The sequence below is a fragment of the Streptomyces sp. cg40 genome, from assembly GCF_050320165.1.
GTDB lineage: Bacteria > Actinomycetota > Actinomycetes > Streptomycetales > Streptomycetaceae > Streptomyces > Streptomyces hokutonensis.
In genome coordinates, this window is sequence record NZ_CP190128.1 from 10,211,233 (window position 1) to 10,225,050 (window position 13,818).

Annotated in this window: 10 protein-coding genes; 4 read left to right on the plus strand and 6 right to left on the minus strand. The window is 71.5% G+C overall.

Annotated features, from left to right (window positions below; translation table 11 throughout):
* Positions 1-8 precede the first annotated feature (8 nt).
* The 6 genes from ACQHII_RS46015 to ACQHII_RS46040 all read right to left on the minus strand — a co-directional run bounded on the left by ACQHII_RS46015 (position 9) and on the right by ACQHII_RS46040 (position 7,661).
* Positions 9-2,207 (minus strand): bifunctional serine/threonine-protein kinase/ABC transporter substrate-binding protein, encoded by a 2,199-nt coding sequence (locus tag ACQHII_RS46015; protein ID WP_427924889.1) that lies wholly within the window; start codon positions 2,205-2,207, stop codon positions 9-11.
* Between the two features lie 42 nt (positions 2,208-2,249).
* A complete protein-coding gene (locus ACQHII_RS46020; RefSeq protein ID WP_427924890.1) occupies positions 2,250-4,424 on the minus strand; it encodes a bifunctional serine/threonine-protein kinase/ABC transporter substrate-binding protein in 2,175 nt (724 codons plus the stop codon).
* Positions 4,424-5,248, minus strand: a complete 825-nt coding sequence (locus tag ACQHII_RS46025; RefSeq protein WP_427924891.1) for a hypothetical protein — start codon at positions 5,246-5,248, stop codon at positions 4,424-4,426. Before ACQHII_RS46025 ends, ACQHII_RS46020 begins: the two co-directional genes overlap by 1 nt.
* Before the next feature lie 192 nt (positions 5,249-5,440).
* Complete coding sequence (locus tag ACQHII_RS46030; protein ID WP_427924892.1) at positions 5,441-6,307, minus strand: RNA polymerase sigma-70 factor; 867 nt, start codon at positions 6,305-6,307, stop codon at positions 5,441-5,443.
* Positions 6,304-6,870, minus strand: a complete 567-nt coding sequence (locus ACQHII_RS46035) for a carboxymuconolactone decarboxylase family protein (protein WP_427924893.1) — start codon at positions 6,868-6,870, stop codon at positions 6,304-6,306. Before ACQHII_RS46035 ends, ACQHII_RS46030 begins: the two co-directional genes overlap by 4 nt.
* Positions 6,871-7,019: 149 nt before the next feature.
* Entirely contained in the window at positions 7,020-7,661 is a 642-nt protein-coding gene (locus tag ACQHII_RS46040) for a DUF4142 domain-containing protein (RefSeq protein ID WP_427924894.1), read from the minus strand.
* Between the two features lie 661 nt (positions 7,662-8,322).
* Here ACQHII_RS46040 and ACQHII_RS46045 point away from each other — a divergent pair.
* The 4 genes from ACQHII_RS46045 (at position 8,323) to ACQHII_RS46060 (ending at position 13,793) form a co-directional block, all read left to right on the plus strand.
* On the plus strand, positions 8,323-10,644 hold the full coding sequence (locus ACQHII_RS46045; protein WP_427924895.1) for a SpoIIE family protein phosphatase: 2,322 nt from the start codon (positions 8,323-8,325) through the stop codon (positions 10,642-10,644).
* Positions 10,645-10,873: 229 nt separating this feature from the next.
* Entirely contained in the window at positions 10,874-11,122 is a 249-nt protein-coding gene (locus tag ACQHII_RS46050; RefSeq protein WP_427924896.1) for a WD40 repeat domain-containing protein, read from the plus strand.
* A gap of 149 nt (positions 11,123-11,271) precedes the next feature.
* Positions 11,272-12,291, plus strand: a complete 1,020-nt coding sequence (locus ACQHII_RS46055; RefSeq protein ID WP_427924897.1) for a Ppx/GppA family phosphatase — start codon at positions 11,272-11,274, stop codon at positions 12,289-12,291.
* A 254-nt stretch (positions 12,292-12,545) separates the two neighbouring features.
* Positions 12,546-13,793: a PP2C family protein-serine/threonine phosphatase gene (locus tag ACQHII_RS46060; RefSeq protein WP_427924898.1), complete on the plus strand. Its 1,248-nt coding sequence runs from the start codon at positions 12,546-12,548 to the stop codon at positions 13,791-13,793.
* The last annotated feature ends 25 nt before the right edge of the window (positions 13,794-13,818 follow it).

The following is a 13,818-nucleotide window of genomic DNA, read 5'->3' on the forward strand; positions in this document are numbered from 1 at the left end:
CGGTGTAACTAGGTTTTCACCGCCCGGGCCTGGTCGTAGCGCCCCAGGAAGCGGAACACGCCGCCGCTGGCCTGGTACAGGAACGCGGTGTTCTCCAGGGCCATCGTGTGGGTGGTGCCCTGGACGAAACGGATCGGCTTGGCCAGCCCGTCGTACGCGAGGTGGAAGAGGCCCTCGGCGACCTGTGCGGGCTCGATGGTGGTCGTGGTTCCGAGTGCGTCGAGGGCTCGGGCGATGAGGCCGACGGCGTCGTACGCCTCGGCGGACCACCGGCCGGGTGCCGCGCCGAAGCGCGCCCGGTAGGCCGCGGTGAACGCCTTCGCGGCTGGGGTGCCGACCGACTGCGCCTGGGTGTAGGGCGCTTCGAAGACCCAGCCCTCGGCGGCCTGACCGGCGGCGGTGAGGAAGGCGCCGCGCATGACCGGCTCGAAGCCGGCCACCGCGCCCGTGAAGTGTGCTGCCGCGAGGGCCCGGGCGCAGGCCGCGGCCCGGCCCGGTGATGTGCCCGCGTAGACGACCGCCTGCGGGCGGGTGGCCAGGGCGTGGGCGACGGCCGGGCCGAAGTCGGTTGATTCGGCGGCTACTTGGTGGACGGTGATGGTGCCGTCGCTGGGCGGTGTCTCCACCAGGTTCCGGGTGATGTCGACGGCCGTCTCGCCCGCCGCCCGGTCCTGGACGACCGCGGTGCGGTGGGTGGGGCGGGTCCTGGTCAGGTAGGAGAGCAGCGGCAAGGTCTGCGAACTGTCGGAGGCACGGGTCACGCACAGGGTGCGCAGGGTCGTGGTGGAGAGTCCGGCGGTCCCGTCGTCGACCGACACCAGCACCACCGGCATGGACGCGGCGGCGTAGAGCGGTGCGGCGGCACGGGCGCCGGCCGTCGTGGTGGGGCCGATGACGGCGCTCACGGACCGCGTAGCGAGCACACGCCGGGCCGTGTCCCGTGCTCGCGCGGCGTCGCCCCCGTCGTCGTACGAGGACAGGCCGAGGCGGTAGGAGACGTTCGCGCGGGCGTTGTGCGCTGTGACGGCGAGAAGTGCGCCGCGCTCCTGCGCCTTGCCCAGAGTCTTCTGAGTACCCGTCAGATCGGCGTGCAGGGCAATGGTGTGTGTGGGGATGTCGCGGCGCGCACCGGTCGTCGGCAGGTGGCCGCGGGCGAGGAGGACGGACGCGGCCGTCCCGGACGCGGCCAGTACGGCGGCTGCCGAGCCCCCGATCGTCAGCACGCGGCGGCGTGAAAACCCTTGCGCTGTAAGCGTGTTGGGCTGCTCGGGGGCGATCGGTCCTGCCGTGCGTGGCGGTGGGTCGAGGGCGCGGGCCGAACGCTCGGCGATCAGCCGTAGTACGGCGGGTGGCAGCCAGCCGGTGCCCGGGGCGGGGCCTTCTTCCGGGGGATCGTCATGTGCCATCGCGGAGTGGACCTCGGCCGCTGTCGGTCGGAGCGCGGGGTCCTTGGCTAGGCAGCCGTCGATCACCGCCCGTAGTGGAGGCGGGAGTTGAGCGAGGCCGGTGCGGTCCGGTGGCTCATGCACCGTGCGGTACAGGACCACGGGCGCGTCACCGGTGCCGAACGGCCGCCGTCCGGTAGCCGCGTACGCCAGCACGCAGCCGAGGGAGAACAGGTCGCTGGCCGGGCCGACCTTGCCGCCGTGCGTCCGGGCCTGTTCGGGGGAGAGGTAGCCGGGGGTGCCGATGACCGCGTCGGGGGCGGTGAGCGCGGTCGCGCCCGCGCCCTTGGCGATGCCGAAGTCGATGAGGCGGGGGCCGTCGGGGACGAGCAGGATGTTGCCGGGTTTGACGTCCCGGTGCACCAGGTCCACCGCGTGCAACTCGCCCAGCGCCCGGGCCAGTCGGGCGCCGAGCACGACGACCGACTCCGGGGGCAGCGGCCCCAGCCCGTCCACTGCCTCGGCCAGCGACGGGCCGGGGACGAACGCGGTGGCCAGCCACGGTTCACGCGCCTCGGTGTCCGCGGCCGTCACCGCGACCACCCAGCGGCCGGTGAGACCGGTGGCCAGCCGCACCTCACGCCGGAAGCGGGCACGGAAGGCGGGGTCGGCCGCGTACTCGGCCCGGATCACCTTCAGCGCGACCGGCGTCCCGTCGGCGGAACGGGCCAGATACACCACGCCCATTCCGCCCGCACCGAGCCGCGCCAGCAGCCGGTGGCCGCCCAGCTCCTCCGGGTCCTCGGCCCGCAATGCCCGCATTCCACGGCTCCCGTTGCTGCTCGGTGACGGCTTCTCCAGCGGTCAGGAAGACAGGCCCACCGGGCCGGCATAGGTGAAACGGCCGTCCTTGAGTTGATAGTGCTGGACCTGCCGCGTGACGAGCTGGTGGTCGGCGTCGAACGTGTAGGTCGTGACCAGCCCCTTGAATGTGGACTTGGCGAGCGCGCCCGTGACTTGGGCCCGCGTGGGGCGGTGTGGTGCGCTCGCGCCGGTTGCCCTGCTCCCCCTGCTCCCGGCGAGCGCCGTGAGCCGGTCGGCCAGCAGGCGGGTGACGTCGTAGGCCTCGGCGGCCCAGTCGCCCGGCGCGGTGCCGTAGCGCCTGCGGTAGGCGGTGGCGAACGGTCGTACGGCCGCGGCGGCCGGGTCGATGTACAGGGCCAGGACCTGCCAGCCCTCGCCCGCCGGGCCCGCCGCCGAGACGAAGGCCGGTGTGGCCGACGGAGTGTCCAGGAAGCGCGGGCCGGTGAAGTTCCGCGCGGCCAGGGCGCGGGCGAGCGGGGCGGCGCGCTCGGGAGTGCCGGTGTAGTAGAAGCCGTCCACGCCGTGGGCGAGCATGTCGGCGACGACGGTCGACACGTCGGGCGCGAGCGCGGGCACGACCCGGGCGTAGAGGGCGATGCCGGCCGCGTGGGTCGAGCTGTGGACGACGTTGACGGACTCCATGCCGGTGATGCCGCCCGCCCGGTCGACCAGAAGTCCCGGGCGGCGGGATCCCTGCGCGGTGAGCGCGGTGACGGTGGCGTACGCGGAGTACGCGGCCAGCGGAGCGGCCCGGAAGTAGCTCTTCGGCTTGGCCAGCAGCGCCGACTGGACGGCGGAGACCGAGAGTTCGGACACGGTCACCAGGGGCAGCCCGGCACTCTCGTACACCTCCACGGCGCTCTGCGCGGAGGCGTATCCGGTCGGTCCGAGCACGGCGAACACGTCGCTGTCGCTCGTCAGTCGGCGTGCCACTGCCTGTGCCCGGGCCGGGTCACCCCGGTCGTCCAGCACTCGCAGAGTGAGCGTGAACGGCTTGTCCTTGCGGGAGTTGAACTGCTCCACGGCGAGCCGTGCGGCCCGCTCCTGTGCTGTCCCCGCCGCCTTGAGCGGTCCGCTCAGATCGGCCTGGACGCCGATGGTCCAGTCGCGGCCGGTGCCCGAACTCGTCGGTCCCGTACGGTCGTTGTCGCGCAGGGCCGCCCACAGTGCCGTCCCGCCACCGGCCGCGAGCAGCGCCGTACCGCCTGCGGCGAGGGCAAGTACGCGGCGACGGCTCGGACTTGGGGGAGCGGGTGCGTCGGGGACCTCGGTCGGGTCGATCCCGGGCAGCGCCAGCATCACCGCCGACCGCTCGGCCACCATCCGGACCACCGGGTCCGGCAGCCAGCCGATGGAACCCGCCGGCGCGTCCTCCACCAACTCGGCGTCGATCTCGGCGACGTGGGGCCGTTCCTCGGGTTGCTTGGCGAGACAGCGGGCCAGCAGGGAACGGAGTTCGACGTCCTCGACGCCGTCCAGGTCCGGGGTGTCGTGCACGGTCCGGTACAGAAGGGCGTCCGCAGCGCCCGTACCGAACGGCAGCCGCCCGGTCGCCGTGTACGCCAGCACACAGCCGAGCGAGAACACATCGCTCGCCGGACCCACCGGCAACGCCCGTGCCTGCTCTGGGGAGAGGAACCCGGGAGTGCCCACCACCATGCTGTCCGAGGTCAGTTCGGTCTCCTCGGCCGCCGTGGGCCGGGCGATACCGAAGTCGATCAGCCGGGGTCCGTCCAGCGCGAGCAGCACATTGCCCGGCTTGACGTCCCGGTGCACCAGACCCGCCCGGTGTACGGCGTCCAGGGCGCGCGCCAGGACCTTGCCCAGCACCCGCACCACCCGCGCGGGCAACGGCCCGCACTCGGCCACCGCCTCGGCCAGCGAGGGCCCCGGCACGAACCCGGTCGCCAGCCACGGCGCGGGCCCCTCCGTGTCCGCGCCCAGCACCGGCACCACCCACGGGCTGTCCACCCCGCGCGCGGAGTCGGCCTCACGCCTGAACCGGGCCCGGAACTCCGCCTGTTGGGCGAACTCGGGCTGGATCACCTTCACCGCCGCGAGTTCCCCGGCCGTACCGCGCGCCACGTAGACCACGCCCATCCCGCCCGCGCCGAGCCGCCCCAACAGCCGGTATCCGCCGAGCCGGGACGGATCCGAGGGAAGCAGTCGCTCCATCACGACCCACCACCCTTCGTGCTGGGCGTGGGCGTGGACCCGGTGGAGCGGCCGATCTCCTGCTGCACCCGCAGCAGCATCCTCGGAAGGACCTCCGCCACAAGGGAGTTGAGCTCCTGTTCGCTACGCCCGCGTCCGCCGCACACGGAGGTACCGGCCACCACCGAGACCAGTACCGCCTGTTGCCACCAGTAGGGATAGGGCCCGCCCCGCGTGTCACTGACACACTGCCCGGTCTCCAGCAGCAGATCGTCGCCACTGGTGTTGCCGCCCTCGCCCCGCGCGAACGACAGCGACTGCAGGCCCGTCAGCCGTTCACCCGGCCGCTGGGTCTGCTCCGTGCAGTCGAGGTCCTCCTCCAGCATCCGGGCCTGCTCCCACGACGCGTCGAGCGCCGTGCGGTGCACGGTGACCGTGGCGGACAGCCGCACGGCACCCTTCCCGCCCGCCGCGGGTACCTCGAAGTGCCGGGTCAGCGTGGCCAGCGCGTCCCCGGGCAACGGCTCCAGCCGCCACACGCAGTCGTCCCCCAGCACCGCCCACTGCCCGGGTTCACTCTCGTACGGAGTCGCCCGCTTCACGCCGGTTCCGAACAACTCCGGCCCAGAGATGACCCGTTCGATCAGTGTTTGAGCCTGCGTCGCGGTCTTCGGTTCCCGGGCCGGGTCCATCTCGGGGGTGGCGGAGGCGGCAGCGCTCCGCGCCGTCCCGGACGCGGTCGGCGGCGACGCGGAACCGCCCCCGCCGCCACCCGTGCACCCCAGCAGCAGACCCCCGCAGGCCGCCACCGCCCCACCGACCCGCAGTGCTCTGGCATACGCCATGACGTCGCCCCCTCTACGGCCTGCCGTACGGCCGACCCCATGCACCTACCGATGCACAGCGGTCGCGGCGCGGTTCCCCGCCCTCCGCTTCTGTTTCCGGCTTCGCACAGGATTCGTACAGACGGGTCGATGGTAGTGCCGATGCCTCCTCAACTCGGGCTGTACAGACGGCAGTTCGGTGTCGATGCGGACTCACCTGGCGAGTTCGGTCGGCTCGTCCAGCTGCGTCAGCTTCCGCGGATTGCGCACCACATAGATCCGGGTGACTTGGCCGTCCTCCACGACGAGACTGATCGCGGACGGCTCACCGTCGACGTCCATGCGGCCCGCGGGTTCGCCGTTGAGCCACAGGGGCGTGGTGTCGAACGCGGCCACCAGCGTGTTCGCGCGGGCGAGGACCGGTGCGACCAGCTCGACCCCGTGGATCGGGGCGAGCGCGGCCGGGACGACCCCGCCGCCGTCGGTCACCAGCACCACGTCCGGTGCCATCACCTCCATCAACTCCCGCAAATGGCCGGTCCGCAGGGCGTGCAGGAACCGTTCCACCACGGCCGCCTGCTCCGACCGGCTCACCTTCACCCGGGGCCGCCGGGCCGCCACATGCTCCCGTGCCCGCCGGGCGACCTGCCGCACCGTCGCCGCGGACTTCCCGACGACCTCCGCGATCTCGCCGTACGACAGCTCGAAGACCTCGCGCAGCACGAACACCGCGCGCTCGGTGGGCCCGAGGGTCTCCAGCACGGTCAGCGTCGCGATCGACACGCTCTCCGCGAGCTCGACGTCCTCGGCGACATCGGGGCTGGTGAGCAGCGGTTCCGGCAGCCACTCGCCCACGTACTCCTCACGCCGGCGCGACAGGGTGCGCAGCCGGTTGAGCGCCTGCCGGGTGACGGTCCGGATCAGGTACGACCGCGGGTCCCGCACCTGTGACCGGTCGACGTCGGCCCACCGCAGCCAGGACTCCTGCAACACGTCCTCCGCGTCGGCGGCCGAGCCGAGCATCTCGTAGGCGACGGTGAACAGCAGGCCGCGGTGGGTGACGAAGGGGTCCTCGGTCATGCCGACATCTTCCCCGACCGCGGGGCCAGCGGGATCTCGCAGGCGTCCGAGTAGCCCTGCGAGGTGATGCCGTGGGCGGTGTTGCACCGGGCGGCCATGTTGGCGAAGCCGATGAACACGGTGAGTTCGACCAGCGCGGCGGGGCCGAGCTGCTTCAGCAGGCGCTGCGACAACTCGTCGGTGACGCTGGTCGGCGTGGTCGTCATGGCCTCCGCGTACTCCAGCACGTCCCGCTCCAGCGGCGAGAACACGTCCGCCTGCCGCCAGCGCGGCACCTGGCTCGCCTTCGCCAGGTCCAGGTTCTGGTTCAGCGCGAAGAAGTAGTTGACGTCGAGGCACCAACCGCACCCCACCTGCGCCGCCACGGCCATGTGCGCGAACGTCTTCAGCCCCGCGTCCGCCGCGTGCCACGTGCTCACCTTGGCGGTGAACTCCTGGTTGGCCGCGGCCAGTTCGGGGTGGTTCCACAGCACTTCGACGGGCTCGGGTACGGCGCCGAGCTGCCTGACCATGTTCTCCCGAAGCTCGACGGGAACCTCGGCCTTCGGAACGCGAACCGTCACGGTGTCCTCCTCTTACGTGTGCCTGACCGGGCCAGTACGTGTGTCTGTCCGGTTGTTCGGCATGAAGACACCGAGGGCCTCACGGATGTGACATCGGGACGACGCGCAACGGTCGTACAGGCTCGGCAGTGCGCTGCCGGGCCCGCCCCTCACCCCGCCGACGGACTCGGTGAGAGCGTGCTGGTCGCCGGCGGGGTGAGGACGACCTGGGGCTGGCCCGGGACCGGGGGCGGCGGGGTCACCTCCTGAGGAGCGAGTTTGGACGCGGTGGTCTCCTGGACGAGGACCTGGCCGAAGTCGACCAGGCCGGTCTTCTCCAGGACATCGACGTGGTCCAGGACGATGTCGTTGACCTGGTCGGCCAAGGCACGGACCAGCGAGTTCCTCGTGGTGGTGCGGACGCTCGCGATCGTGGAGAGGAACGGGCCGTCCGTCGCGCGCAGAATGGTGGCCATGTCGGTGTCGAACCGTTTGCCGCTGTCCGTTTTCAACGTGGTCACGAAGCCCTGCTGTTGTGGCGATGGCTGGTTCGGCAGCGTGATGTCCAACCGCCCCGCGACATTGCGGGACGCGGCGTCCAGCGAGGCCTGCCCGTCGACCAGGTGCTCTCCGGCAAGCTTGACCGCCTTCGTCGTGCCTTTCCGTAGGGCCAGCCGGCCGACCGGGTACTCCCACAGCCCGGCGGAGCGCACTTCGACCACGAAGTCCCGGTCGGCTTCGGTCAGGGGTCCGGTCGCCGGGGTGGCGATGACCCGCTCGGGCGCGCTGCTGACCTTCTGGACTCCGAGCATGGCGGGGTAGAGAAGTGATCCGACGGTGGTGATGAGCGCACCACCTAAGAAAAGGGTTCCTGCCGCCTTCCTCGAAACGAGCACTGTGTCTCCTGTCCTGTTCGGAAACCGCACGTACAGAGGTACGGATGCGGGATCTGGCGAAGCCGCTCGGGCTCGCAATGGGTTCGCAGAGTGGATCGGTGTCCAACACCCCGGCCGCGCACGTGCCGACCTCGGTCCGTTTCGGGAGCCGACCGGGAAGTGCCAGGTGGGCATTGCCTCCGGGGGAACTACGTGATCTCCCCGACCCGCAGTGCGAGCCGGTTGGTCGACGCCGTGGCCGCCACAGTCGCGACATGTGCGCGCCCATGGATCATGGTCTTCAAACCTCCGCGATGGCTGCCGGCCTGCTCCGACGCAGGCACGGTGTGGATCGCCACGGTCTCGTAGTCGTGGGGCCCCGGCACAGGGCCGTTCGGCCCTATCTGTCGACGGTGAACGGCTCACTCGGGCCGACCCGCCTGCTTGCGACCGAGTGCCGGCATCGGTGGCCGGCACTCGGTCGCAAGCAGGCGGGTTGGGTCATGGTGGAGCCAGTAAGCGACACATGAGGGTGGATGCGGCCGGGATGCGGTGGGATTGCCCGATTCACCACAGCAGCCAGCCGGTTGGGGCCGATATGGGCGACACGTTCACAGCAGCAGTCTCCGACGGGGCCGGAACCGACAGGTGCTCGCACCACAACTGTGCGGTACGGCCTGTCGAGAACGAGTCGCCTCGCGTCGAGGACCGGTTCCGGGGGCTGTTGGAAGCGGCCCCGGACGCCATGGTGATCGTCGACGGGAGCGGGACGATCAGACTGGTCAACGCGCAGACGGAGACGCTCTTCGGTTACCGGCGGCCCGAACTGCTCGGGCATCCGGTGGAGATGCTCATTCCCGGCCGGTTCCGTGCGCAGCACGGCGCGCACCGTGCCGGTTATGTCGCGACCCGGCAGGTGCGCCCGATGGGTGCCGGGCTGGAGTTGCACGGGTTGCGCAAGGACGGCAGTGAGTTTCCCGTCGAGATCAGCCTCAGTCCTCTGGAGACCGCCGACGGCCTCCTCGTCTCCGCCGCAGTCCGCGACGTCAGCGAACGCAAGGCCGCCGAGGAAAGGTTCCGCAGCCTCCTCGAAGCCGCCCCGGACGCCATGGTGATCGTGGACGACAATGGGACGATCAAGCTGGTCAACGCCCAGACCGAGACTCTCTTCGGCTACCCGCGCAAGGAACTCCTGGGCCACCCCGTCGAGTTGCTGGTGCCCGAACGGTTCCGCTCACACCACATGCTGCACCGGGCCGGCTACGCCACCACCAATCGGCAGGTGCGGCCGATGGGCGCGGGGCTGGAGTTGCACGGGTTGCGCAAGGACGGCAGTGAGTTTCCCGTCGAGATCAGCCTCAGTCCTCTGGAGACCGCCGACGGCCTCCTCGTCTCCGCCGCCGTCCGCGATGTGAGCGAACGCAAGGCCGCCGAGGCCCGTATCAACGAACTCGCGGCGCTGGTCGAGTCCTCCCAGGACGCGATTCTCGCCAAGACCCTCGACGGTCGCATCACCTACTGGAACGCCGCGGCGCAGCGCTTGTACGGCTATACGGCCGAGGAGGCCATCGGCCGGCACGTGTCGATGCTGGCGCCGCCGGAACGCAAGGACGAGATCAACCTGCTGATGGCGGAGTTGCGCAAGGGCGAGAAGATCGAGCACTTCGAGACGCTCCGCGTCACCAGCACCGGCGCCATGCTCGACGTCGACGTCACGCTGTGGCCCACACCGGACACGAGCGGCACGGTCATCGGCGCCTGCGCCATCGTCCGCGACATCAGCGACCGCAAGCGCGCCGAGGCCGAACTGACCGCGCTGTACCAGCAGCAGAAGCACATCGCCCTCACCCTGCAACGCAGTCTGATGGGCACCCCGCCCGCCATCCCCGGTCTGGCCACGGCCAGCCGCTACCGGCCGGCCACCCAGGGTGCCGGGGTGGGCGGCGACTGGTTCGACCTCATCCCGCTCGGTGCCGGCCGGGTCGGCATCGTCATCGGCGACGTCATGGGCCGCGGCCTCGAAGCGGCCTCCGTGATGGGACAGCTGCGCTCCGCCGCCCACGCCCTGGCCAAGACCGGGATGCAGCCCCGCCAGCTCATGCAGGCCCTGGACGCGGTCGTCGCCGACCTCGACGTTCCCGACCAACTGGTCACCTGCTGCTACCTGGTCATCGCGCCCGAGACAGGCTCCGTGACCACCTGCTCCGCCGGTCATCTGCCCACCCTCGTCGCCGGCCCCGGCGAGGGCGCCCGCAGGCTTCCCCAGCACATCAACGCGCCGCTCGGCGTGGGCGACGTGCTCTATCAGCAGTCGTCCGTCGAGATACCACCCGGCGCCATCCTCGTCCTGTACACCGACGGCATGGTTGAGACACCCGGCAGCGACATCGAGTTCCAGATCGACGAACTGACCGCGGCCCTCAGCGACGCGTTCATGTCGGGCGCCGGTCTGGAAGCCGCCGCCGACCACGTCCTCGCCACGCTGCTGCCCGACGCCGACGGCCACAACGACGACGTCACCCTGTTGCTGACCCGGTTCCCCGCCGCCCCGCTGGCCACCGCCGGCATGGAACTCCCGGCCACGGCAACCGCGGTGGCCGAGGGCCGCTCCTTCGTGGTCAAGACCCTCGCCGCCTGGGACTGCACCGACAAGGTCGACGACGCCAGACTCCTGGTCTCCGAGGTGCTCACCAACGCGGTCCAGCACGCGGAGGGCCCCCTCGTCCTCCATCTGCGCCGTACCGTCACCGAACTCGCCGTGGAAATCTGCGACTTGAGCCCACACCTGCCGCAGCCGCGTCTGGCCGCCGAGGACGAGGAGTCCGGACGGGGCCTCATCCTCGTGGACACCCTCGCCGACAACTGGGGCGTCCGCCCCACCGACCAGGGGAAGACCACCTGGTTCACCCTCAGGTTGTGAGTGACGACGCCGGCGAGCCCAGGGTGAACTCGCCTAGACGGTAAGGCTGTTCCTCGATCACGCTCCTTGTCGCCGACCTACGGACCACGCCCTGCTCGCGGACGGCACCACAGTGTCTATCCGTCCCGTAGAGTCCGGCGACCACGACCAACTGCACGGGCTCTACCCGGAGATGTCCCCGGAGAGCCTGCTCTGCGTCTTTTAGGGGGCTCTGTGGAAGAACTCCGCCGTGCCCGGTCACAATGACGCCGTGACCGCGGTGGCGTTCGCCTCGGACGGCCGTGAACTGCCTACCGGGAGTGCGGACTTCACGGTCCGGCTGTGGGACGTGACCGCTCCGCGCCACGTCCGCACTCACCGGGCACGCCGGCGACGAACGCGCCCGCGGTCATGCCGGGCCACACCAGCGAAACCACTCCGAACACAACCGCGAGGACGCCGCGCCGCAACAGTGCGTTGGGTGAGCCGAGCATGGTGATCACCTCCCTTCCGGCCTGCGGGATGGGCCGATCGCCGCTTTCCCGGGCCCGAGGCCAGGGCTTGGCACTTCGTGGCCCATCCGTCATTACCCCTGACCACTCCCGCAGATCACGACTGGCGGCGCTCACCCTGGGTACTCACCGGCTCATGCGGATGAGTGTGGTTGACGTGGGATCGAACACGGTTCGGCTCGTGGTGGCGGATGTCGGAGACGGTGTGCCGTTGCCGGTGCACACGGCCAAGTGGAAGCTGCGGCTCTCCGAACGCGTCGGGCCGCAGGGGGAGATCCCCGAGGAGGCCGTACGCCAGCTCGTGAAGGCGGTGTCGGCCGCCGAGGAGACCGCCCGGCACTGGGGCGCGGCCGGGCCGCTCGCCTTCGCGACGGCGGTCGTGCGTGGCGCGCCCAACCGGCTCGACGTGCTGCGCTCGGTGCATGAGGAGACAGGGATACGACTGTCCACGCTGCCGGGGGAGTTGGAGGGCGAGCTCACGTTTCTCGGCGCCCGCCGCTGGATGGGCTGGCGGGCCGGGCCGCTCGCCCTGTTCGACATCGGGGGCGGCTCCTTCGAGGCCGCGTTCGGACGCGGCCGGCTGCCGGACTTCGTGGCGTCGCTCCCGCTCGGCGCGGGCCGGCTGACCCGGGACTTCCTCCCCGCCCAGGACCGGCCGACCGAGCAGACGGTCAAGGCGATGCGCCGCGAGGTACGGCACCAACTGCGGGACGTGGCGGCGCGGATCCGCTGGGAAGGGCCACGGACCACGGTGGTGACATCACGCACTTTTCAGCAGCTCGCCCGACTCTGCGGTGCCGCGCCCGGTCGTCAAGGTCCCTTCGTGGAACGGAGGTTGGTGCGGTCGGAGCTGCGCGTGGGCCTCGACAGGCTGGCCGCCCTCGCGGCGTCCGAACGGGCCCTGCTCCCCGGTGTCTCGGCGCCACGCGCCGCGCAGAGCCTGGCCGGAGCCGTGGTCGGGCACACGGTGATGAAGCTGACGGGCATCAAGTCCGTCACCGTCTGCCCCTGGGGCATCCGCGAGGGAATTCTGCTGCGGTACATCGAGGACGGCGGTGCGTGGTGGACCGAGCTGACCCGCCGTAGCGCCGACGCGGAACCAGTGGGACGGGCCGCCCTGCGTATCGCACCGGGGCCGACGACCGCGGACGGCTGACGGCCCGAACTCCGTTGGCCCGACCGCCGCTTGGTGCCGATCCGCGTACGGTTCGGCGACGAAGGAGGCGGTTCCGCGCCGATTTCCGGCGGCTGGTCGTACCCTCAGCAGCGCTGGACGCGGGGTGCGTTGGACGGTTCCGGTCCCGGCCCCGCCCACCGTGTACGGGACGTCCCGGCGTACCGCTATGCTCTCGACTGTTGTCTTATGGCAACTAAGTTCGCGGGAGTCGACGCGGTGGGGAGGGCAGGGCCATGGTGGTGCCACGGCCACGGGCCGACGACCTGCTGTCGGTGGGCGGCGAAGGGGCCGGGCCCGAGGCCTGGGTGGCCTGGCAGCCCTCCGTCCTGCTGGTCGAGGACGACGCGGGTGACGCGCTGCTGGTGGAGGAACTGGTCGCCGACAGCGCGCTGAAGATACGGCTGCGGTGGGTGCGGTCCATGGCCGAGGCCGCCGAGGCGCTCGCGGCCGACGTACCCGACTGCGTCCTGCTGGATCTCCATCTGCCGGACGCCCACGGGCTGGAGGCACTCTCCCGGGTACGGGCGGGCGCCGAACGCGCCGCTGTCGTGGTCCTCACCGGACTCGCCGAGGAGGAGACCGGACTCGCCGCCGTCGCCGCCGGCGCGCAGGACTACCTGCTCAAGGGCCGCGTCGAACCGGGCCTGTTCGGACGCGCGGTGCGCTACGCGATCCAGCGCAAGCAGGCCGAGCGGGCGGCCGTCGCCCTCCAGTCCAGCCGTATGCAGGCCCAGGAGAACGCCCGCCTGGAGCGTGGGCTGCTGCCCAGGCCCCTGCTGCGCGGCGAGGGCGTGGAAGCGGTCGCCCGGTACCGCCCCGGACGTGCGCAGGCGCTGCTCGGCGGCGACTTCTACGACATCGTGCAGAGCGTCGACGGCACGGTCCACGCGGTGGTCGGTGATGTCTCCGGGCACGGCCCCGACGAGGCCGCCCTCGGTGTCGCGCTGCGGATCGCCTGGCGCACGCTGGTGCTCAGCGGTGTCACGGGCGCCGAACAGGTGGCCCGGCTGGAGGAACTCCTCGTCGCCGAGCGCGTCCGCGGCGAGGTCTTCGCCACCCTCGTCTGTCTCACCGCCGCGCCCGGCGAGCGCACGGCCCGGGTGGTGCGGGCCGGGCACCACGGACTGCTGATGCGGGACGGCGGCGGTGTGGAGTGGGTGGAGGTGCCCGGCGGTCCGGCACTGGGCGTGCTGCCCGGACTCGCGGACTGGCCGGTCGCGGACCTCTCCGTACCGGCGGGCGCGGCCGTGGTCCTGTTCACCGACGGACTCTTCGAGGGGCACGTCGGCCGGGGCTCCGAGCGCCTGGGGGAGGACGGACTGCTGCGACTCGCCCGGGAGCGGGCCGCACTGGCCCCGGAGCCGTTCGTCGACGAACTGATCGCCCGCGCCGAGGCCCTGGCCGAGACCCGGGGCGGCCTGGCGGACGACGTGGCCGTGCTGCACCTGCACTGGACATGGGACAACCCGCCCCGGAAGTGATTCACCGCGCCGGAAACGAGCAGGT

Bases quoted from the DNA above. Each gene is read 5' to 3' on its own strand.
- ACQHII_RS46015 (WP_427924889.1), bottom strand. From the start codon at position 2,207: ATGCGGGCATTGCGGGCCGAGGACCCGGAGGAGCTGGGCGGCCACCGG.
- ACQHII_RS46020 (WP_427924890.1), bottom strand. From the start codon at position 4,424: ATGGAGCGACTGCTTCCCTCGGATCCGTCCCGGCTCGGCGGATACCGG.
- ACQHII_RS46025 (WP_427924891.1), bottom strand. From the start codon at position 5,248: ATGGCGTATGCCAGAGCACTGCGGGTCGGTGGGGCGGTGGCGGCCTGC.
- ACQHII_RS46030 (WP_427924892.1), bottom strand. From the start codon at position 6,307: ATGACCGAGGACCCCTTCGTCACCCACCGCGGCCTGCTGTTCACCGTC.
- ACQHII_RS46040 (WP_427924894.1), bottom strand. From the start codon at position 7,661: ATGCTCGGAGTCCAGAAGGTCAGCAGCGCGCCCGAGCGGGTCATCGCC.
- ACQHII_RS46045 (WP_427924895.1), top strand. From the start codon at position 8,323: ATGGGCGACACGTTCACAGCAGCAGTCTCCGACGGGGCCGGAACCGAC.
- ACQHII_RS46055 (WP_427924897.1), top strand. From the start codon at position 11,272: ATGCGGATGAGTGTGGTTGACGTGGGATCGAACACGGTTCGGCTCGTG.
- ACQHII_RS46060 (WP_427924898.1), top strand. From the start codon at position 12,546: ATGGTGGTGCCACGGCCACGGGCCGACGACCTGCTGTCGGTGGGCGGC.